Source organism: Aquidulcibacter sp. (assembly GCF_044346625.1).
Taxonomy (GTDB): domain Bacteria; phylum Pseudomonadota; class Alphaproteobacteria; order Caulobacterales; family Aquidulcibacteraceae; genus Aquidulcibacter.
The window spans coordinates 1-20,508 of sequence record NZ_JBIIYV010000051.1 but is presented as its reverse complement, the minus strand read 5'-3'; the positions used below and the strand labels follow the sequence as shown (position 1 = coordinate 20,508).

The window sequence follows — 20,508 nt, the reverse complement described above, 5'->3', positions numbered from 1 at the left end:
GGCCGCCCACCAAATTGCCGACGTTGGTACGACCGTGCGGGGATCGGGTTTTGAGGCCCGTTGTCATCGAGGTCTGCCAGCGTCACCAGCTTTGAACAGCTTGTTGACTTGATTGGGCTAGTTTTTGGCTAAGCCCGCAGACAATCCAAAGCGAGGCAAACATGATCCAGAACAAAGAAAAAGTCGAGAGCCGCATCATCATTGGTGCGGACGTCGCAAAAGCCAGCATCGTGCTTAAACAATTACAAGACGGCCGCCCGGTCTGCGCTGGCGTTAAAACCATACCCAACAAAGCCGCTGATATTACAAAGGCTCTGATCAATCTCGGCCAGATTGATTTGATCGTGTGTGAAGTCACCGGAGGCTATGAACGCCAACTTCTAGAAGCTGCTACCAAGCTCTCAATCCCCATTCATAGGGCTGATGGTGCCAGGGTGAAGGCCTTCATTACCTCCCATGGGGTTCGAGCAAAGACCGATGCAATCGACGCTTATGGTCTCGCACTCTATGGTCAAGACCGGTTCCACTCCCTTCAAAATTGGACGCCGCCGGACCCAAAACGAGAAGAACTTCAATCCCTTGTCAAGCATCGCCAAGCGCTCATGGATCAACGTACAATGGCCACCAACCGCAGCAAGGCCCCCAATAGCCACCATATTGCTGACTTCCTCAACGCTGAAATCAGCTTTATCAACACCCAAATCGATAAGATCGAGCAACAGATAGCTGACCTTATGAAGTCCGATGCAACGATCAAAGCTCAAGAAAAGCGCCTGCGCGCCATCAAAGGCATCGGCCCAGTCAGCGCCCATACCCTCATCGCTATGCTGCCCGAACTCGGTCATGCAACGCGCAAGCAAATCGCCTGTCTTGCCGGCCTTGCCCCCCATCCAGCTCAGTCAGGCAACAGCTTCAAGAAATATCCCATGACCGGTGGACGCGATCTCATCAGACGTACCCTGTTCATGGCCGCACTGACCGCATCACGCTGCCACCCAGACTTAAAACACTTCTACCAAAACCTTCTCAGCAACAAAAAACCAAAAAAACTCGCTCTCGCCGCCGTAGCCCGAAAACTCGTAACCATCGCAAATGCTGTCCTCAAACCAGTCCACATCTCACATGCTGAACTGACTTGATGACATTCAAGTTTTTGACCTTACCCCACAGACCCCTCTCGGTCGCGGCCTTGATTGGGTCACTTGAACCGTCCTTTACCCCAGAGGCAGCGTCGCGTGTGTGCATCACGTCACGCGGCAAAGCGCTATCAATTGTCAGTCACAGGACTGCATGTGCCTCTTTGCGCATCGGATCGAACCAAGGATGCTTGACAGAAATTAGATATCTAATATTTTGTACGGATGGAAATTCTATTTCATCCGATCCTTCATGCCGCACATTTGATTGAAGCCCATTTGCGCGACGCTTTGGCTGAGACGGGGCTACAACCACGGCAGGCGCGCGTGCTGTTGGCGATTGCTGAATTTGGGCCTATCAAACAGGTGCAACTGGCCCAGGCTTTTGATTTGGCACCACCCACCATGACGGTGATGCTCACGCGGTTGGAGCGAGACGGGCTGGTCAATCGACATAGTAAGGCTGGCGATAAGCAGACCTCCATTGCTTTGACGCCAGCAGGCCTGGCGCTTTTGCCTAAGATTGAGCGGGCTTGGCTATCGGTCGATGGCTTCATCCGCCAGAGCTTTGGTGCTGCAGAGGCCGAGGCCTTTAGTCGAGCAGCTTGTCTTTTGCGCGACGCCTTAGGCGGAAAGCCGCCCCATTACCTTAAAGGAGACCACCCATGAGCCCATTGGCAAAGTTTCGGCTTGGTCTAGGTTTGCTGGTTCTATGCTTGTTGCAAGTTCCGGCATCGGCTGGCGTACCACGGGCGGCAGGCAATTATCAGATTGTCAGCACGGGCCAAGATCGCTGTTACGATGTTGCCGGACCTGTTTTGCCGTGTCCGGCTCCTGGCCTGCCGCTTTCGGGGCAGAATGCGCAGCATCCAGGTAAGGCAGCTTCCTACAGGGTCGAGGCCAATAATCTTGTTGTGGATGAGGTAACGGGCTTGATGTGGGCCAAAACACCCAGTGCACCCATGACCTTTAAGGAGTTAGCTTCTTATGCCCGTGCCAGCCGTTTGGGCGGTTATGATGACTGGCGCGTTCCCACAATCAAAGAACTCTACTCCTTGATTGATTATCGTGGTGGCTATACCGGCGATCCGGCAACATCGCGCCCCTATGTTGATACCAAATACTTTGACTTTGCTTATGGGGATGGCAAGGGCCTCGGCGATGCCGCCCATGGTCGGCGACCTATCGACGTGCAGGAGTGGAGCGCCACACCCTATGTTGGTAAGACAATGGGCCGAGATGATACTGTGTTTGGCGTAAACTTCGCAGATGGTCGGATTAAGGGCTATCCTGTGATGGATCCAGCCAACCGGATGCAAACGCCTAATCGTTTGGCGGTCCGCTTGGTGCGTGGAAATCCCTATGGCCAAAATGCTTTTAAGGCGCGCCCAGATGTTGTTGAAGATCACGCGACTGGCCTGATGTGGCAGCGCAAAAACGATGGGACCGCAAAGTCTTGGTCGGCGGCGCTTTCCTATTGCACGCATCTAAGCTTGGCCGGCTATTCAGATTGGCGGTTGCCCCATGCCAAGGAATTACATTCTTTGGTGGATTACAACCGCATACCTGCCATTGATCCGCTGTTTCAACTCAGCGATCAAACTGCCTATCTCTGGTCCTCGACAACCCATTTGGAAGGCCCCCCTCCCGCGCAAGAACAGGGGCGCGCGTTTAGCCAAACGGGAGAACTCGCCGTTTATGCCGCAATTGGCAAGGCGCAAGGATTTATGGAAGTTCCCCCTGGCTCTGGCCAAAGGCGCTGGCTCGATGTGCATGGCGCTGGGGCCATGCGCAGTGACCCGAAAACCGCCTCACCTGGCAGCTTTCCTGAGGGTTTTGGCCCACAGGGCGATGATATTCGCGGGCACAATTATGTGCTGTGTGTCCGCGATCTTCGGTAAAGTTCTTACCCCACAGACCCCGCTCGGTCGCGGCCTTGAACGGGGAACATCCAGCCGGGATATTCCGATGGCAGGGCAGAGACTTTGTCCAAAACAGCAAGGTCTTCAGCGGTCAGTTTCACGTCCACGGCTTTGAGATTATCGGTCAATTGGTCGTCGGTCTTGGCCCCGATAATGACACTGGTCACCCAAGGGCGGTGCAAGAGCCAAGCAAGTGCAATTTGTGCGACGCTGACGCCATGGGCGGCGGCAATCGGCTCCATCGCTTCGACGCAATCATAAACCCGGTCCTTATTGACGGGCGGGAAGTCAAAGCTGGCGCGGCGGGCATTGTTGGGCCCTGCTTGATCGCGCTTGAACTTGCCGGACAAAAGGCCGCCAGCGAGTGGACTCCATGGCAAGATGGCAAGGCCTTCGCTTTGCGCCAGGGGCACGACTTCGCGTTCGAGGTCGCGCGAGGCCAAAGTGTAATACATTTGCATGGAGTCAAAGCGGGCATAATTCTTCCGCTCGGCAATGCCATTGGCTTTGGCAGTTTCCCACGCGGCGCGGTTGCACAAGCCGATATAGCGCACCCGGCCAGAGCGCACGATGTCGTTCAACGTGTCCATCACTTCATCCAGCGAGGTGAGGGGGTCGTAGCCGTGGATTTGATAGAGATCGACATGATCCATATTGAGGCGCTTTAAGCTTGCATCTATGGCGTCAAACAAATGCTTGCGTGAGAGGCCAGAGATATTGCGTGCGGTTTGGCGGCGGGTCGCTTCAGCTTGCGCATGGGGGCTGGCGTCAGGCGGCAAAAGGTCCTGCACGCGGCCATGGGCTTTGGTGGCAATGACAATTTCGTCACGCCGCAGGCCCTTCTCGCGAATGGCATGGCCCAACATCTGCTCTGACAGGCCATTGGCATAGACGTCGGCGGTGTCGAAGAAATTCACGCCTGCATCAAAGGCTTGGCGTACGAGACTGCTAGCAACCTCCTGATCTTGGCCGCCAATCACGGTCCAAAATCCATCCCCGCCGAAGGTCATGGTGCCGAGGCAGATTTCAGAAACAACAAGGCCGGTCCGGCCCAAGGTCTTATATTTCATTGCGTGCTCCCAAGATTTTTTTGATATGGTTAGCCCAAGGCTACACCTGCTGCTGCGTCCTTGGCTATCTCTAAATTGAACTTCGGCTTAAGTGCGCAGCATGCGTGAACACTATGATGTCATCATTCTTGGGGCAGGGGCGGCGGGCTTGATGGCGGCGGCACGCGCGGGCCAGCGTGGCCGCAAGGTCCTATTATTAGAGCATACCGAGAATGTGGGGGCCAAAATCCTGATTTCAGGCGGTGGGCGATGTAATTTCACCAATATGGAGATTAAGCCCGACCGCTTTATCTCGGCTAATCCCCATTTTGCCCGCTCGGCGCTTGCCCGTTACACCCAATATGATTTCATCGAGCTTGTTCAAGCCTATCATATTCCCTTTTATGAAAAGACCTTGGGGCAATTATTCTGCGAAGGGGCAGGGGCGGCGCGCCTCATTGTCGATATGTTGCTGGCTGAATGCACCAAGGGCCGGGTCACAATTGCAACCGATGTGCAGGTCCAAGACGTGGCGCGGTCGGGGGAGACCTATGTCGTCACCACCCAAGTGGGTCGGGCACTCGCGCCCAGTCTCATCATCGCCACGGGCGGCCCGTCTATCCCGAAACTCGGCGCAACGGGCTTTGCTTATGAGATTGCCCGCCAGTTTGAGGTGGCCGTAATAGAGCCCAAGCCTGCGCTTGTGCCTTTGGTATTTGGGATCAAGGATATTGAATTGATGCGGCCCTTGGCAGGTGTGTCGCTTGAAGGGATAGCAGCCAAAGGCAAGACAGCTTTTCGCGAAGGCATGGTCTTCACCCATCGTGGCCTATCAGGGCCTGCCATCCTGCAGATCAGTTCTTATTGGAATAAGGGCGAGAGCATTTATCTCAACCTCTTACCCGATATCAAAGCCGATCAGTGGCTGATCGAGGCCAAGACCACCCGCCCACGTGCCCAAGCCGCCACCATTTTGGCCGAACGTTTACCTCAGCGCCTGGCCCATGCCTTGGCCGAAAAAGCGGGGCTGGACCGACCCATGGCAGACTTAAAAGACGCACAGCTGCGAAGCTTGTCAGAGACCCTGCACCATTGGGACCTGACGCCGGTGGGTGATGAGGGCTATGCCAAAGCCGAAGTGACCAAGGGCGGGATTGATACCGCCGCCCTCAATCAAAAGACGATGGAAGTTAAAGCTGTCCCGGGCCTTTATTTCATCGGAGAAGCGGTCGACGTCACGGGTTGGCTTGGCGGCTATAATTTCCAATGGGCGTGGTCGAGTGGGGTGGCAGCTGGCGAGGCGGTCTAACCACTGCCCTTCAACATGGCGCGCAGGCCACCGCTGGTCAGGGCTGCCACATCAAGAAGGGCCGCTGGCAACATCACATCTGGTGGCGCGCAGAGATAGAGCGGCTTCCAAGTGGGATTGAACTTGTCCTTAAAGCGACGAAGCCCCCGGAAGCCATAAACTTCCTCGCCCTCTTCAAACACAATCGCCCCAAGCCGGACGAGGAAGGGCGCGCCCTTAAGGTCAGAAAGGCCAGATAAGGGGGCCATGGCCAAATCAAAGCGGCGATAATTCTGCTCTTTGGCCCAGAGGGCGATTTCCACAAACAAATAATCCATCACCCCATGCGGCGCGCTGGGGCTGTGGCGCATCAGATCAATCGCAATTTCTGCGCCATCGGGTGTAGTCCACAGGCTTGCAAAGGCAATCATCGCGCCTGTCTTGTCGCGCACATAAGCGGTTGGGAAGCGGCTTAGATAGGTGCGGTCAAAGGTGCCGAGCGAGAAGGTTTTTTCCCCGCCATGATGGGCGCGCAGCCATGCCCGCGAGATGGGCTCCATTTCATCCAAAAGGCCCGAAGTCTCTGAAGCCGGACTAAAGAAAAAGCGCACATCTTCGCGCGCCATTTTATTGCGCGACGTGCGCAGGTTCTGCGCGTCCTTGCCGATCAGAGTGAAGGTCTCCAGATCAACAATGGCGGTCTCGCCAATCTTGCGGACGACATAGCCGCTCTCGGCAAAATCAGGCACCAACTCGCGCGAGACGGTATAGTAAATGGGTCGCGCACCGGCTTGATCGGCTGCATCGCGCACCTGTCGAAGCAAGGCTTGCCGCTCGCTCGTAAGGCCAATGGGATCGCCATAAATGATCCAGCGATTGCCGCGCGCGCGATACATCACAAAGCTCTCGCCGCTTTCGGAAAACAAAAAGAGCTTATCGCCCAAAAAAGCCAAATTGGCGTCGGCGCGGGGATTTTCAGCCCGCTCCAAAATTGCTTGCGCACGGGCCATATCTGCCGGGTCTGACGCGCGCTTTAGGCTGGCACGCCACGGCGTAAACAGCGCCCAAGCAGCGACAAACAAGGTCATGACACATGCTGCAGTCAAGGCCCTGAGACTGCGCGCGGCGTCATTGTCGCGCACAAAGTCCCACCACAGCTCAGCCCGGAATTCCACATTCTGATAGGCAAATAGGCTGAGCCATCCGGCTGCGGCAACCGCACCCGCAAGGGCTGCGATCCAAGCAGGCGATAAGAGATTGGGGCCAAGGGCGGATTTGCGGGTGAAGGCGGCCCGACAGGGCAGGGCCAAGCCCAGTACGATGGCGAGGATGGTGGCCTCTTCCCAATCTAAGCCTTTGGCGAGGGAAAAAATGATCCCGCCACTCAATAGTAAAATCGCCCCGCCCCAAGCAGCCGTCACTTTGCGCCACAGGCCAGCGGCGATCAGCAAGAGGAGCACGCCGACGATCGAGGCGGCAAAGTGGGAGAGGTCCGATATCGCCCGCAAATCCCACGCATCAATCGCCTGCATACGCGCTGAGAGCGCGGGCGTGGCAACCGAGCTTAAGAGGACAAGGCCCGCCATAAACACCAAGGTCGATAAGATGCGCGGCGAAAGCTCTAAGGTGGCTTCCCCCAATGTCATGCCGAGGCGGGCGCTGATGCGCGCACCTAGACTAGTGCCCATGGTCCGTGCGGCTTTGGCGGCAGGCCTGGCTGCTGGGGCTGCATGGTCGAGGCCCAAAATGATCGTGCCGATCACCAAAGGAATGAAGGTATAGATCAAGCGATAGACAACCAGTGCCACCGCAGCGCCCGGCGTATCCTGGGTTACGGGGGCTAAAGTCAAAATCGCCGCTTCGAAAATCCCAAAGCCACCGGGCGTACCCGATAGGGCCCCCAATAATCCTGCCAGCACATAGACGGCCAAAAAGGCAGGATAAGACCAACCACCATGGTCGGGCAGCAGGAAATAGAGCACACCCGCCGCACACATCCATTCCAATACGGTGATCGCAAGTTGAGTGAAGGCTTTGCCAAATTCGGGTCGGTAGATCACGGCCTCGCCAATGCGGGATTGGGCCGCACCAAAGCGCGCATAGACCAGCCATAAGGCACCTGGAACCAACAGGACTAGACCCAGACTATACCAAACCAAGGCGTGAAACGGGCCTTGAAGCGCAATCTCGGGGGCGGCATATAAAAGGCCAAGGGCCGCCGCCGTCAGACCGCCCACTTGAACCGCAGACCCTGTCAGGAACGACAGGGTGCCAATTTCGGCAGGCTGTAAGCCCCATTTGCGGTAAAGCCGCAGCCGCGCGGTACCCGCCGTCACCCAGGAATAGCCAAGGCTATTGGCCAAAGCATAGGCGGCGATGCTGGCGCGCGCGGTGCGGGCGCGCGGCAGGCTTTTGCCCAGCATGGTCAAAGCAAATCGATCATTGAAAGTAAGGGCTGCATAGGCAAGGCCGACACAGGCGACGGCACCCAGCAAGCTCCACGGATTAACCGCTTCAAAAGCGACCTTCAAATCCTGCGGACTATGGCGCGTCATCTCCTCATTGATGAAAATCAGCGCAACGATAAAGACGCCAAGGCTGATCGCGGCTGTAAGCAGGGGATGGGTAAGGCTGCCGCGTGCGCGACCCCAAACAGCACCCAGCATCGTGCGCCAAGCTGCCGTGCGGGCCTCTTCTTCCTCAAATTGTTCAATAGGGTCGTGGTTGGGTTCAGTCACAGAAATGCATGTTGCCCGCATTAGGCGGGCAAAACAATCGAGTTACTGTGACGGTAAGGTGTAAGTTGGGTGTGCTTAAGCCGCTATGTCGCGCACTTTGGCCCGGAATAGGTCGCGAGCCAGGCCCTTGCCAAAGATGGCCAAGGCTTGGCCACCAGCAAAATCCCGCACACCAGCCACGCGGGCAAAGCCTTCAAAGGTCACAAAGGTCTCGTGCAGGGCTTCGGGTGCATGGGTCACAATGGCTGCATCATAGCTGGCCAATTGGTCTTTCGACAAAGAGGTGGTCACGCCATCAGGTGCCCAAAGGATGCGAATGGATTCTTCACAACGCGTGGCCTCATGGCTCAATTCAAAATGCACGCCGGGGAATTGGCGGGCGAGAAGCGCGACATGGGCACCAGCATCGGTTGCCATCACTTCGATCACATGGGCGCAAGACAAGTCTAACGTCGTATGGACACGCTGCAACAAGGCCCAAGAGGCGCGCTGTGCACGCCGTTGCGCCATTTGGCTTTCAGATTCAATTAATTGTTTTTCTTCCGCACGCGCCACAAGCGTCTCCTAATTTCTAGCCTCAGTGTGAATCGCGTTGGTAAACGAGACGTTAGGACGGAAAAAAATTACAGCATCCGGTGTTTTTTCTCTGTGGAGCGATTGCATTCTTGGTGCTGAAGGCTGCCCCAAGCTTGTTATTCCCGCTGGAGCGTGAGCGGCAAGCGCCAGCGGTTCGGCCATTCCGCTTCCCCGTTTACGGGGAAGCTGTCCCGAAGGGACTGAAGCGGTGCTTGCTTTCTTTCACTGAGACCTGGCTTGGTGATCGCCGCGCTTCACCAAAGCGGGTCTAGACGAAAATATGTTTTCAATCACCATGATGATTTACGCCGCCTCCCACATGAAGCGGGCAGGCAAGCACACTGGGCGAAGTGGCTGGACCTGATTGGGGTGAGCCTTTAGCGTGAGGGGATGAGCCCAGATGAGATCAATCAGTTTTTAGCCCAAGCCTTTAGCGGTGGCACGCCCCCATTGGTCGAAGCAGCAGATGGTGAAACGGCGCGCTGTCGCATCGCTTTTAGCCCCAATCAGATCCGGCCCGGTGGCACTTTATCCGGGCCGACCATGATGGCTTTGGCCGATACAGCAGCCTATGCATTGGTTTTATCCGCCATTGGGTTTGAGCCTTTGGCCGTGACAACCAATCTCTCCATCCAATTCATGCGCAAACCCAAGCCCAAGGATTTGATTGCCGACGTGCGCATGATGAAGCTGGGCAAGACCATGGCAGTGATGGAGGCGGGCATTAGGTCTGATGGCGAAACCGATTTGGTTGCCCATGCCGTGATTACCTATGCCATTCCACCCAAAAAGGTGTCCGCATGAAGCAGAAGACAGTTTTGGGCCTGATTTGCCTTTCGGGCTTTTTGGCGGTGGCGATCGGGGCATTTGGGGCCCATGGCCTGACAAGCCCGCAAGCCAAAGCTTGGGTCGAGACGGGCAGTGGCCAACATATGGCCCACACTTTGGTGCTGTTTGTCTGTGTGTGGCTCCAAACCCAAGGCTATCCCAAGGCACGCTTTGCGATCCCGCTGTTTGGCCTTGGCATGATCCTCTTTGCCGGATCGCTCTATGCCTTAGCTTTGGGCGCACCGCGCGCTGTGGCCATGGCCGCACCCTTGGGTGGCCTTAGTTTACTTGCAGGATGGATTTGTCTTGCCTGGGCCTGTTTCAGCCGAAAGGAAACCTTACATGAACCCGATTGATTGGGCCCAGTTTGGCTTGTTTGCCCCAGAGATTTTGCCCGTCAATGGCATTGAGATGGCGGTTTGGGATACGGGCACACCATCGGAGCTGCCGCCTGTGGTTTTGTGCCATGGCTATCCAGAGCTTGCGTTTTCGTGGCGGCATCAAGTGGTGGGGCTGCCCAAAGCAGGCATTCGCGCCATAGCCCCGGATTTGCGCGGCTATGGCCTAACCTCGGCACCCGAGGCGATTGAGGCCTATGATCTCGATACGCTAACTGGCGATCTGGCCGCTTTGCTTGATGCCAAAGGGATCGAAAAGGCCGTCTTTTGTGGGCATGATTGGGGCGGGCTGATCGTCTGGGCGATGGCGACCCGTAGGCCCGACCGGGTAGCGGGCGTCATTGGCGTCAATACGCCTTATACGAAACGCCCCCCGATTGATCCGATTGCCCTTTATGAGCAGCGCTTTGGCCCTGATCATTACATCATCTTCTTCCAAAAGCCCGGCGCGATGGAAGCAATTCTGGAAGAAGATATCGACAAGACGTTCCGCTTCTACATGCGCCGCTCAGCCGTGACGCCGTTGGAGTTTGATGCCCGCCCCGAAGGTAAGCGCAATCATGCGTTTCAATTGGCCTTGCAGAACTTTGACAAGTCCAAAGCCACCTATCCTTTGTTGAACGCGGCAGAGCATCAGGTCTATGTCGATACGTTTAGCCGAACTGGTTTTCGCGGTGGCATCAATTGGTATCGCAACTTCACCCGCAATTGGCTCGATAGCGCCGATATTCCCGACCTCGTCGTCCAGCCCAGTCTGATGATTATGGCGGAAAATGATGTGGTGTTGCCGCCTTCAGCCGCCGATGGGATGGAAAAATATGTGCCTGACCTCGACCGGGTGCTGATCCATGGCTGTGGTCATTGGACCCAGCAGGAAAAGCCCGACGAGACCAATGCGGCTATTGCAGACTGGATGCACAAGCGATTTGGCAGCCAACCCACATCTTGAACGCCACGCTGTTACCCACCTTGAACCCCCGTGCGGCCCGCTCTAAGTCTCGTGCGTACACGAAGGAAATTTATGCCCGATTCCGCTTCTATCCGCCGAGCGCTCTATCCCCAGATTGAACCTTTTCAGACGGGCCACCTGCCAGTCAGTGATTTGCACACCCTCTATTTTGAAGAGGCTGGCACATCTGCGGGCATCCCCGTTATCTGTCTACATGGTGGCCCGGGTGGGGGCATGAGCCCGGATATGCGGCGCTTCTTTCATCCCAAGAAATGGCGGATCATCGGGTTTGACCAACGTGGCTGTGGTAATTCCACCCCCCACGCTGAAACCCGCGAAAACACGACGTGGGACTTGGTCGACGATATTGAAAAGCTGCGCGTGCATTTGGGGATTAAGGCTTGGGCGGTTTTTGGTGGCTCTTGGGGCTCAACCTTGGCGCTGGCCTATGCGATCAAGCACCCTGGCCGCGTGTTGAGCCTGACGCTGCGGGGCATCTTTTTGATCAGTCAAGCCGAGGTCGCGTGGTTCTATCAATATGGGGCCAGCAATATCTTTCCAGACGCTTTTGACCATTATGTTAGCGTGATCCCAGAAGATGAGCGCGGCGATATCGTGGGCGCATTCCACAAGCGCCTATTTAGCGAGGATCGCGACACCCGCATTCTTGCGGCGCGGGCGTGGGCGCGGTGGGAAGGCGATTGTCTCTCGATGAAGGGTCCAGATGCCCGCCCGGGCCGCTTTGAAGAGGATCGATTTGTCGAGGCGTTTGCCCGGATCGAGAACCATTATTTCGTAAATAAGGGCTTCTTTGAAACCGATAGCTGGCTTCTCGATCATGCCTCTGTGCTAGAAACCATTCCCATACAGATTGCGCATGGCCGCTATGATGTGTTGACGCCCTTATCCTCGGCTTGGGCGTTGAAAAAGGTTCTGCCACACGCCCAGCTGGAAATCATCGGCGATGCAGGCCATGCTAGCCTAGAGCCCGGGATTGTGGATGCCTTGGTGCGCTTTACCGATGATTTGGCTATTGGGTTTGAACAAAGGCGCAATCAGTCCTAAGTGTAGGCTATGGCTGATTTTGTTTCTTTCCCAAAGCGCGGGCTAGTTTGCGTGTCGGGCCCTGATGCGGCGACCTTGCTGGATGGTCTTTTAACCCACAATGTTGCAGGCGCTGGCGCTGAGGCGTGCGTGTATACGGCCATGTTAACGCCGCAAGGCAAGTTCTTGTTTGAGCTATTCATTCTTGCCCCTGAGGCCGAGACCTATTGGATCGATGTGTCTGACCCGGCCAGCTTTGCCAAGCGCTTGAGCCTTTATCGCTTGCGGTCAAAGGTGACGATTGAGAACAAGAGCGAGGCTTATATGGTGGGTGCTGTCTGGTCCGCAGAGGCTTTGCCAGCTGGCACAATTTGTTATGCTGACCCTCGACACCCTGACCTACCACAGCGTTTCATCGCGCCCCGCGTTGAATTGCCGAGTGAGGCGGAAGATGCGTTTGGCGACTATGAGCAAGCGCGGCTGAGCTTAGGCGTGCCCGACCTTGCGGCGGATCTTTTGGTCGAAAAGGACTTCATCCTTGAAGGCTTGATGGATGAAATGGGTGGGGTGGATTTCCATAAAGGCTGCTATGTCGGCCAAGAAATGACCAGCCGGATGAAGCGGCGCACCACGGTCAAGACCAAGCTATGTCGGGTGCGCTTTGACGGCGCAGCGCCTGCGTTTGAAACGCCGATTCTGGCAGACGGTTGGGAGGTCGGGCGCATACGCACCGGCGGCCCCGGGCAGGGGCTAGCCCTCATTCGTTTCGACCGAGCCCAAAAGGCCGTAAACGAAGGTCAAGAATTGCGGGCAGGGGATAAGGCTATCAGGCTAGATCCGCCCAACTGGATGGAAGTGCCCGCTTAGACTGCTAAGCTTGCCGCCAAACTTAACGTGACGATCGACACGCAGGTGGTCAGGAAGACTGCGCGTGCAGCCGTGTCGCCCCAGACTTCTGCCTGTTGGGCTTGGATGAATACATTCACGGCACTGGGGCAGGCGGCAAGGATGGTGGCGGCCATGGCAAGATCACGCGGGGCGTTGATGGCTGCCATGCCCGCAGCCATCATCAAGGGCAGGGCCATGCACTTGACCAATACCACAAGGCGGATATCGCGCCCCGAATGGCTTTGGACTGCGCCCAAGCTTGTCGCCATCACAATGCCAAGCGCGACGAGGCCTGCAGGGCTTGCTGCTGCGCCCAACATATCAAGCGGGCGCATTAAGGCGGCAGGGATGTGAAGGCCCGTCAAGGCGATCAGAAAGCCGATGAAAGCCCCCATGCTGACTGGATTGGTCAAGCCACCCAACATCGCGCGGCGCGCTGCCGCGGCGTCTGGCGCGGGCTTGGCCAGATAGAGCCCTGCCACCCCTAGGCCGACGACAAGGATGTTTTCTAACGCGACAAAGGCCGCTGCCATAGCCATGACCTCTGGCCCGAACAAGCTCGCCAGAATGGCGGTGCCTAGAAAGGCCGTGTTGCCGCTGGATGAGGCAAAGCCCACTCCGGCTTGACTGGTTTTGGATAGTCCAAGCCCCATGCCGGCCAGCCGGGCCAGTAGGTGTCCCGCAACCAAAACCGCCACCCACATCAGAAGGGTTGAGCCTTGTGCCGCATTCGGAACAGGCGCTTTGGCCATGGAGGTCAGTAGGAGGGACGGAAAAGCCAGCCAGAAGACAAAGCGCGACAGACCCGACGCGGTATTGCCATCAAATAGGCCAGCCTTTGCCCCCGCCCAACCAAGAGCGATCAGGCCAAAGATTGGCAAAGTGATCCATAAGACGTCCACGCGCGGGTCCTCTGATGTGATGGCGCGCTGCGGGCGCGGCTTTAGCGGCCTGTGAATTGCGCCACTTGCTTGGACAAGAAAGCCATCACGCCGATGCGGAAATCCTTGGTCCGGCCCGCGTCACGTTGCAAGTCACGCTCTAGCGCCAATTGCGACTTCCAGTCATTGTCCAAGCTGGCCCAAGCGGCTTGGCGGATCATCGACAGCGTCTTGGTTGGGCCACTGGCCAGTGTGTGGGCGAGGGCTTTTGCTTCATCTAACAGCGTGTCTTGCGATGTAACGCGGTTGATCAGCCCCCATTCGAGCGCTTGAGGCGCAAAAATCTTCTCGCCCAACAGCATCATCTCCATCGCCCGGGCACGTCCAACCGCGCGCGCCAACATATAGGTGGAGCCACCATCAGGGACCAAGCCAATCCGGCGGAAGGCTTGCAAGAAATACGCGTTTTCAGAAGCCAGAATGATGTCGCCCAAAAGCGCGAACGAACAGCCAATGCCTGCCGCAGCACCATTCACCGCCGTTACTACCGGCACAGGCAAGTCGCGGATCGTAGTCACCAAGGGGTTATAAATGCTTTCAAGCGCCGCCCCGGCATCCATTTGCTCGGGGTCATGCGCGCCGCTCATGTTGGAGGCAGTTGAGCCCAAGTTAGCGCCGGAACAAAAGCCTTTGCCAGTCCCGGTCAGCACGACCGCCCGCGCTTCAGCTGCGGCGCGTTCAAAGGCGCGCGTCATCTCTTGCGCCATATCCAAGCCGCAAGCGTTCATGGTGGCTGGGTCGTGCAAGGTAATGATGGCGACGTCGCCGTCGAGTTCATAGAGGACTTTTGTATCGTCAGTCATGGTCATCTCCCAAAGTTTAAGCTGTTCTACGGCAGCCTTATCGTCAAACCCTAGTCTGGATTTGTGGGAGAGGGAAGGTGGTCGCCTTAGGGCAACCGATGTAAAATTGCGCGCCTAGCAAGGCTGTGTAACCGAGGCGCGACTAATTGCTGGCCAGCTTGCGCATTTGGCGCGCTTCGCAGCGGCGAAGTTGGCCATCATAGATCGCTGCTTGGCTGCTGACGCGGCTCGCGACCTCGCCCAGCCAAGCCTTATTGCTATAGGTGCGACGCTGAAAGCCTGTGGGCCCTTCGTGATAGGCCAAATAGAGATTGCGGGCGTCTGACTTTGCAAGGCCGGTCCGACGAGAAATTTGGTCTAAATACCAGCCAATGAAGTCGGCTGAATCGCCGAAATTTTTGCGCTTTGCGCCCCCCCGCGCCTTTTCATAGTCTGCCCAAGTCCCGTCTAAGGCTTGCGAATAGCCATAGGCAGTGGAGAGCAAACGACCATTTCGGTCCTTGGGTCTCGCGTCGCGGCGGAAGCTGCTCTCTTGGCGAATAAAGGCAAGGATGATTCCGGGAGAGACCTGCCAGTCACGTGCCGCATCAAACACATGGTCTTCCCAGCGGCTCTTTTCATCGAGAATAGCGCAAGCATCGGCAATATTCGAAGGCGGCGCAGAGGAGGCGCAGCCCGCTAACGCGAGTGCGGCAAAGGCCAAAAGAATGCGCTTTCTCATTCGGCTCCCTCTCAATCACCGAGAGGCGACAACACAGCCGCGCCTCAGACCACCTAGGTCAGGATGGCAGAAACTGGTTACAAAACCAAAAATGGCGGGAAGGACAAAAAGGAAGCGAAGGTCAGCAGCTACAAACTAGGCTGACCTCCACTTCAGAAGGCGGTCTGTTCGTCATCCCAAGCGTGGGCTAACGTTGTTCACACTTAACTGGGTGATGATTAAAATTGAATAAACGTTGGTAACCATGAGTTAAGTGATGATTTGATCCGTTTAGATCAAAGTTGCGCGCCTATTCTGCGCACAAAAAAGCCCGGCAGAGCCGGGCCTTTCGCATAAGCTGAGGAGCAGCTTACATTTTGTAATACATGTCGAATTCGACAGGGTGTGGGTGCATGTTCAAACGCTCACACTCTTCACGTTTTAGTTCGATATAAGCGTCGATCATGTCGTCATCGAACACGCCGCCCTTCTTCAAGAAGTCGCGGTCGGCGCTCAAAGAGTCGAGGGCTTCGTCCAAGGACTTTGCCACGGTTGGCACGCCTTCCAGCTCTTCTGGTGGCAGGGAATAGAGGTCCTTGTCGAATGGGTCGCCAGGGTGAATCTTGTTTTCGATCCCATCAAGGCCCGCCATCAAGAGGGCTGCGAAGGTCAAATACATGTTGCCAATTGGGTCTGGGAAGCGTGCTTCCAAGCGCTTGGCCTTTGGCGAGGTGGTGTAAGGAATGCGGATCGAAGCCGAGCGGTTGCGGGCCGAATAGGCCAACATGACGGGAGCTTCATAGCCGGGGACCAAACGCTTGTAAGAATTGGTCGAGGAGTTTGAGAAGGCGTTGATCGCGCGGGCGTGCTTAATGATGCCGCCAATGTAATACAGGCAGTTCTCAGACAGATCGGCATATTGGTCGCCAGCGAACAAAGGCTTGCCGCCTTTCCAGATCGACTGGTGCACGTGCATCCCGCTGCCATTGTCCTTGAAATAAGGCTTAGGCATGAAGGTTGCGGACTTGCCGTAAGCTGCCGCCACATTCTGGATCACATATTTGTAGAGGTTCATATAGTCGGCCATTTTGGTCAACGTTTGGAACTTCAAGCCAAGTTCATGTTGAGCAGGGGCCACTTCGTGGTGATGCTTCTCAGGCTCAAGGCCCAATTCCTTCATCACTTGCAGCATTTCACCGCGCAGGTCTTGTGCGGAGTCGATTGGGCCAACTGGGAAATAGCCGCCCTTTGGACCGGGGCGATGACCCATGTTGCCGCCTTCATAGACCTTTCCGGTGTTGTAAGGCAGTTCGGTGGAGTCGAAGCTGTAGCCCGTGTTGTTGGGATCGGTGTTCCAACGCACGTCGTCAAACACGAAGAATTCGGCTTCTGGGCCGAAATAGGCGGTGTCACCCACGCCGCTCGACTGCAAATAGGATTCAGCGCGCTTGCCGATGCCGCGTGGGCAACGGTTGTATGGCTTCAAGGTGCCAGGGACGACCACGTCGCAGACGATGGCGAGGGTGGTTTGCTGATAGAAGGGGTCCAAAGTCACGCTGTCTGGATCTGGCAACATGATCATGTCGGAATCGTTGATGGCCTTCCAGCCAGAGATTGACGACCCGTCAAACGCGACGCCTTCTTCCAACAGGTCGATATCAACCATGTCGACATCGAAAGTCACGTGCTGCATCTTGCCGCGCGGATCGGTGAACCGAAAATCTACATATTGGACTTCATCGTCCTTGATCTGCTGCATGACCTTGTCAAACTTCGACATCGGTTCTCTCCTGAAAAGCCAGTTAGGGTGTATGTTCAGTCAATAGAGTTTCTGAGGGCGGACGCTTAAACAGCGTTGATCCCAGATTCCCCGGTTCGAATGCGTACGACATGACTGATGTCGGACACAAAGATTTTTCCGTCACCGATACGCCCGGTGCGCGCGGCATTGGTAATCGCCTCGACGGCTGCGTCAACTTGATCGTCACCAACGACGACTTCAAGTTTCAGCTTTGGCAAGAAGTCGACGACATATTCTGCGCCACGATAGAGTTCGGTATGGCCCTTTTGACGGCCAAACCCCTTGGCCTCGACCACGGTCATGCCTTGAAGACCCAAGTCTTGCAGCGCTTCTTTGACTTCATCGAGCTTGAAAGGCTTGATAATCGCTTCGATCTTTTTCATAAAATCCGCCTGCTAGTGTGATGCCGCGAGCGCCTTGGGGAAGGCAAAAAGGACCCGTGCGTGAGTTCTGCGTTGGGCATAGGCCCTTCGGAGTAAGGGCGCGACCTCGGCACCTGCCGCTATAGGCTGTCAGCCACACATTGCCTAGAGTCTGGGCACACATTGATGAAATTTTGGGCGCCTCGACTTGGCAGCAAAATGGTCTTATCTGCGTCGCAACGTGAACAAACAAGAATAGATACAGGGAGCTCAAGTTGATCAATCCAAACACACCTGTCCTGATTGGGGGCGGCCAATATACCTATCGCGGCGCGCCTGAAGCTTGCCCGCCTCCCATTGGCCTATGCGCCCGCGCGGCAGAGGCGGCGATTGCCGATTCTGGCCTAAACCAAGAGGTTTTGGCCCAAATTGACGGTTTGGCCGTGGTCGGTTTCACGATTGATGCAGGCGGAAACCTAAGCCGCATGCCGATCCCCAAAGCGAAAAACCCACCCAAGGCGCTGGCAAAGGCGTTGGGGGCAGCCCCTTCGTGGCAGACCTACACCCATGTCGGCGGCAATACACCCCAAGCCTTGGTCAATGAAGCCGCTGAACGGATCGCCAAGGGGGATAATAAGCTGGTTTTGATAGCGGGCGCTGAGTTTTTAGGCTCTATGATGAAGCTCGTTCAAGCTGGCCAATTTGACGCGCTGAAGGCGCATCAGATTGACGATGAAGAGGCCCCGGCCATGTTTGGCGATGGGCGGGACGGCTGCACGGCTTACGAGGCCCGCCACGGCCTTGAGTTCCCGACCAATGTCTATCCCATGTTTGAAAATGCTTATCGGAAAAGCTTGGGTCGCAGCTTGGAGGCGCATTCCACCGCCATGGGGGCCCTGTTTGCGCCCTTCACGGACGTAGCCGCGCAAAATCCCTATGCTTGGTTCCCACAATCCCAGACAGCTGAAGCGTTGGTAACGCCGAGCGCCAGCAACCGCATGGTTGGCTTTCCCTATCCCAAGCGCCTCAATGCCATCATCCAAGTCGACCAGTCGGCTGCTGTTCTGATGTCCAGCTACGCCCACGCAAAGGCCTTGGGCGTGCCCGATGCGCAGATGGTGTTCCTGCATGGCTGTGCGGATACCATTGAAAAGTGGAATGTGCTCGACCGCGTCGATTACCACTCTAGCCCTGCCATGCGGGTCGGCGTGCGCGAAGCCTTTGCCATGGCGGGCAAGTCTGTTGCCGATATGGCGTTCTTTGATCTCTATTCCTGTTTCCCTGTGGCGGTGGAGATTGCTGCCAAGGAAATGGGCCTCGCCACCGATGATCCGCGCGGCCTGACGCTAACCGGCGGCTTGCCCTATTTTGGTGGACCCGGAAACAATTATTCCATGCACGGCATCGTTGAAATGATCCATCGCTGCCACAAGGAGCCTGAGGCTTATGGGTTCCTCAACGCTAATGGCTGGTTCCTGACCAAACACGCTTTTGGCATTTACTCCAGCCAGCCGACATCGGGCGCTTGGGCGCGGCCATCCAAGAGTTCCTATCAAGGTGAAATCGATGCGATGGCGGCGCCTGAGGTGACCGAGACACCCGCCGGGACGGCTACGATTGAGACCTACACCGTGATCCATGCCCGCGAAGGCATGCGGATGGGCATTGTCATTGGTCGCGATGAAGCGGGTCGTCGTTTTGTCGCCAATACGCCTAAGGGCGATACCGACATTATGGCTGATCTGGAGCGCCGCGATAGCGTGGGCCGCAAGGGCCAAGTCGTGCATGATGGGGACCGCAATATCTTCACGCCCGAAGAATTTCTGTGATCTGACTGAGGGCGCGATTTCGTTCAGCTTGCGTTCAATCACGGCCCGCTAGAACAGGGGTGTGGCGCACGGCAGACCATCCCGTCCCTCGCGTTTGACGTGCACCATTGCTTCACACGGAGCACTTCCTCCGGCCCCAATAGAGCAATCTATTGGGGCCATTTCCTTTTTGGGCACCTAGAGTCTGTCAGGAGAAGTTAGAAGCGTAACCGGCATGACGAATGTAGTTTGAGCACTCATTGGGCGAGAAGGCTTTGAGGACTTCGCCGACGCGCTTCCAGCAGGCTTCGACGGTGCGCTCTTCGGCTTTGCGCATGAGTGCTTTGAGTTTGGCGAACACCATCTCGATGGGGTTTAAGTCTGGGCTGTAGGGTGGCAGGAAGAACAACTTGGCACCGACTTTTCGAACAGCATCGCGCGCGATTTTGTTCTTGTGGCTGGAGAGGTTGTCCAGGACGACAATATCGCCATGCTTGAGGACCGGGACAAGGCACTCAATGATCCACGTGTTGAAGGCCTCGCTATTGATTGGGCCGTCTAACACCCAAGGGGCGACGATCTGATCGTTCCTGAGGCCTGCGATGAAGGTCAGTGTTTTCCAATGGCCAAAAGGTGCCTTGGCATGGAGGGGTTGGCCGCGCGGTGACCATCCCCGTATGCGCGTCATGTTGGTCTTCACCCAAGTTTCATCAACAAAAACAAGCCTTCCAGGATCAATTTTATGCTGATGGGCTTTCCACTGTGCCCGACGGCGCGCCACTTTCGGGCGGTCTTGCTCGCTGGCCATCAGCGTTTTTTTTAAAGCTAAGTCCTTGCTTGCGCAAAAACCGCCACACAGAATCATAAGAAATTTCAATATGCTTCGCCTTGAGCGCAGCCGACAGATCACGCACCGTCCAATCGTTCTTCTCTGCCAAGAGAGCTTCCAAAATGACCTTTGGACTTCCCTCCAAAATAGGTGCGCGTCCCCCGCCCATCTTAGCAGGACCAAGCCCTTTGCCAGCACGCGACAACTGACCAATCCGCACCGCACTGGCAACACTAATGCCAAAACGCTTCGCTACCGCGCGAACCGTCTCACCCTCTTTCAATACACTCGCGACACGTTGACGAAGATCAAGGGATAAAGGTCTCGGCATGAACGCTGGCCTCCACCCCAGCACCAACCATGAATCACAATCCGCATATTATGGGAATCCCTCAGATTCTAGTTTCATCTGACAGACTCTAGAAGGCATTCAGTTCACCCGTGGCAT

Annotated in this window: 19 protein-coding genes; 10 read left to right on the top strand and 9 right to left on the bottom strand. The window is 56.3% G+C overall.

What is annotated here, in order from left to right; all coding sequences use genetic code 11:
- Window positions 1–161: 161 nt before the first annotated feature.
- From ACIQ20_RS12225 to ACIQ20_RS12215, 3 genes are all read left to right on the top strand, one after another.
- Entirely contained in the window at window positions 162–1,139 is a 978-nt protein-coding gene (locus ACIQ20_RS12225) for an IS110 family transposase (protein ID WP_395780674.1), read from the top strand.
- A gap of 222 nt (window positions 1,140–1,361) precedes the next feature.
- A complete protein-coding gene (locus tag ACIQ20_RS12220) occupies window positions 1,362–1,805 on the top strand; it encodes a MarR family winged helix-turn-helix transcriptional regulator (protein ID WP_395780672.1) in 444 nt (147 codons plus the stop codon).
- Window positions 1,802–3,037 carry a DUF1566 domain-containing protein gene (locus ACIQ20_RS12215; RefSeq protein ID WP_395780670.1) on the top strand — a complete coding sequence of 412 codons (1,236 nt, stop codon included), beginning with the start codon at window positions 1,802–1,804 and terminating at the stop codon, window positions 3,035–3,037. Before ACIQ20_RS12220 ends, ACIQ20_RS12215 begins: the two co-directional genes overlap by 4 nt.
- Before the next feature lie 5 nt (window positions 3,038–3,042).
- Here the strand turns inward: ACIQ20_RS12215 and ACIQ20_RS12210 are convergent, their stop codons facing one another.
- Window positions 3,043–4,128 (bottom strand): aldo/keto reductase, encoded by a 1,086-nt coding sequence (locus tag ACIQ20_RS12210; protein ID WP_290818007.1) that lies wholly within the window; start codon window positions 4,126–4,128, stop codon window positions 3,043–3,045.
- Between the two features lie 100 nt (window positions 4,129–4,228).
- Here ACIQ20_RS12210 and ACIQ20_RS12205 point away from each other — a divergent pair, with 100 nt between their 5' ends.
- The gene (locus ACIQ20_RS12205) at window positions 4,229–5,416 is read left to right on the top strand and encodes an NAD(P)/FAD-dependent oxidoreductase (RefSeq protein WP_395780668.1); all 1,188 of its coding nucleotides are present in this window, start codon (window positions 4,229–4,231) and stop codon (window positions 5,414–5,416) included.
- On the opposite strand, the gene mprF is transcribed toward ACIQ20_RS12205, so the two are convergent.
- Window positions 5,413–8,133 carry a bifunctional lysylphosphatidylglycerol flippase/synthetase MprF gene (gene mprF, locus ACIQ20_RS12200; RefSeq protein WP_395780666.1) on the bottom strand — a complete coding sequence of 907 codons (2,721 nt, stop codon included), beginning with the start codon at window positions 8,131–8,133 and terminating at the stop codon, window positions 5,413–5,415. The genes ACIQ20_RS12205 and mprF overlap by 4 nt on opposite strands.
- A gap of 75 nt (window positions 8,134–8,208) precedes the next feature.
- Window positions 8,209–8,688 carry a hypothetical protein gene (locus ACIQ20_RS12195; protein WP_085339169.1) on the bottom strand — a complete coding sequence of 160 codons (480 nt, stop codon included), beginning with the start codon at window positions 8,686–8,688 and terminating at the stop codon, window positions 8,209–8,211.
- A 411-nt stretch (window positions 8,689–9,099) separates the two neighbouring features.
- Between ACIQ20_RS12195 and ACIQ20_RS12190 the strand changes: the two genes are divergently transcribed.
- The 5 genes from ACIQ20_RS12190 (at window position 9,100) to ACIQ20_RS12170 (ending at window position 12,795) form a co-directional block, all read left to right on the top strand.
- A complete protein-coding gene (locus ACIQ20_RS12190) occupies window positions 9,100–9,513 on the top strand; it encodes a PaaI family thioesterase (RefSeq protein ID WP_290818018.1) in 414 nt (137 codons plus the stop codon).
- Entirely contained in the window at window positions 9,510–9,893 is a 384-nt protein-coding gene (locus tag ACIQ20_RS12185; protein ID WP_290818020.1) for a DUF423 domain-containing protein, read from the top strand. The genes ACIQ20_RS12190 and ACIQ20_RS12185 overlap by 4 nt, the downstream gene beginning before the upstream one ends.
- Window positions 9,880–10,884: an alpha/beta fold hydrolase gene (locus ACIQ20_RS12180; protein ID WP_395780662.1), complete on the top strand. Its 1,005-nt coding sequence runs from the start codon at window positions 9,880–9,882 to the stop codon at window positions 10,882–10,884. The genes ACIQ20_RS12185 and ACIQ20_RS12180 overlap by 14 nt, the downstream gene beginning before the upstream one ends.
- 72 nt (window positions 10,885–10,956) lie before the next feature.
- Window positions 10,957–11,949 (top strand): prolyl aminopeptidase, encoded by a 993-nt coding sequence (gene pip, locus ACIQ20_RS12175; RefSeq protein WP_395780660.1) that lies wholly within the window; start codon window positions 10,957–10,959, stop codon window positions 11,947–11,949.
- 9 nt (window positions 11,950–11,958) lie between these two features.
- Entirely contained in the window at window positions 11,959–12,795 is an 837-nt protein-coding gene (locus ACIQ20_RS12170; protein WP_395780658.1) for a YgfZ/GcvT domain-containing protein, read from the top strand.
- Here ACIQ20_RS12170 and ACIQ20_RS12165 read toward each other — a convergent pair.
- From ACIQ20_RS12165 to ACIQ20_RS12145, 5 genes are all read right to left on the bottom strand, one after another.
- The gene (locus ACIQ20_RS12165) at window positions 12,792–13,718 is read right to left on the bottom strand and encodes an AEC family transporter (protein WP_395780656.1); all 927 of its coding nucleotides are present in this window, start codon (window positions 13,716–13,718) and stop codon (window positions 12,792–12,794) included. The two genes, ACIQ20_RS12170 and ACIQ20_RS12165, sit on opposite strands and share 4 nt — an antisense overlap.
- Before the next feature lie 41 nt (window positions 13,719–13,759).
- Entirely contained in the window at window positions 13,760–14,560 is an 801-nt protein-coding gene (locus ACIQ20_RS12160; protein WP_395780654.1) for an enoyl-CoA hydratase/isomerase, read from the bottom strand.
- Between the two features lie 142 nt (window positions 14,561–14,702).
- Window positions 14,703–15,281 (bottom strand): hypothetical protein, encoded by a 579-nt coding sequence (locus tag ACIQ20_RS12155; protein ID WP_395780652.1) that lies wholly within the window; start codon window positions 15,279–15,281, stop codon window positions 14,703–14,705.
- A gap of 349 nt (window positions 15,282–15,630) precedes the next feature.
- Window positions 15,631–17,040 (bottom strand): type I glutamate--ammonia ligase, encoded by a 1,410-nt coding sequence (gene glnA / locus ACIQ20_RS12150; RefSeq protein ID WP_313588374.1) that lies wholly within the window; start codon window positions 17,038–17,040, stop codon window positions 15,631–15,633.
- Between the two features lie 65 nt (window positions 17,041–17,105).
- Complete coding sequence (locus tag ACIQ20_RS12145; protein WP_085339145.1) at window positions 17,106–17,444, bottom strand: P-II family nitrogen regulator; 339 nt, start codon at window positions 17,442–17,444, stop codon at window positions 17,106–17,108.
- A 254-nt stretch (window positions 17,445–17,698) separates the two neighbouring features.
- Here ACIQ20_RS12145 and ACIQ20_RS12140 point away from each other — a divergent pair, with 254 nt between their 5' ends.
- Window positions 17,699–19,252 (top strand): acetyl-CoA acetyltransferase, encoded by a 1,554-nt coding sequence (locus ACIQ20_RS12140; RefSeq protein ID WP_395780650.1) that lies wholly within the window; start codon window positions 17,699–17,701, stop codon window positions 19,250–19,252.
- 187 nt (window positions 19,253–19,439) lie between these two features.
- Here the strand turns inward: ACIQ20_RS12140 and ACIQ20_RS12135 are convergent.
- Window positions 19,440–20,391 (bottom strand): IS630 family transposase gene (locus ACIQ20_RS12135; RefSeq protein WP_395780648.1). Its coding sequence is split into 2 segments (ribosomal slippage): window positions 19,440–20,051 and window positions 20,053–20,391, totalling 951 coding nucleotides; the frame shifts between segments, so codons are not numbered across the junction.
- Window positions 20,392–20,508 lie beyond the last annotated feature (117 nt).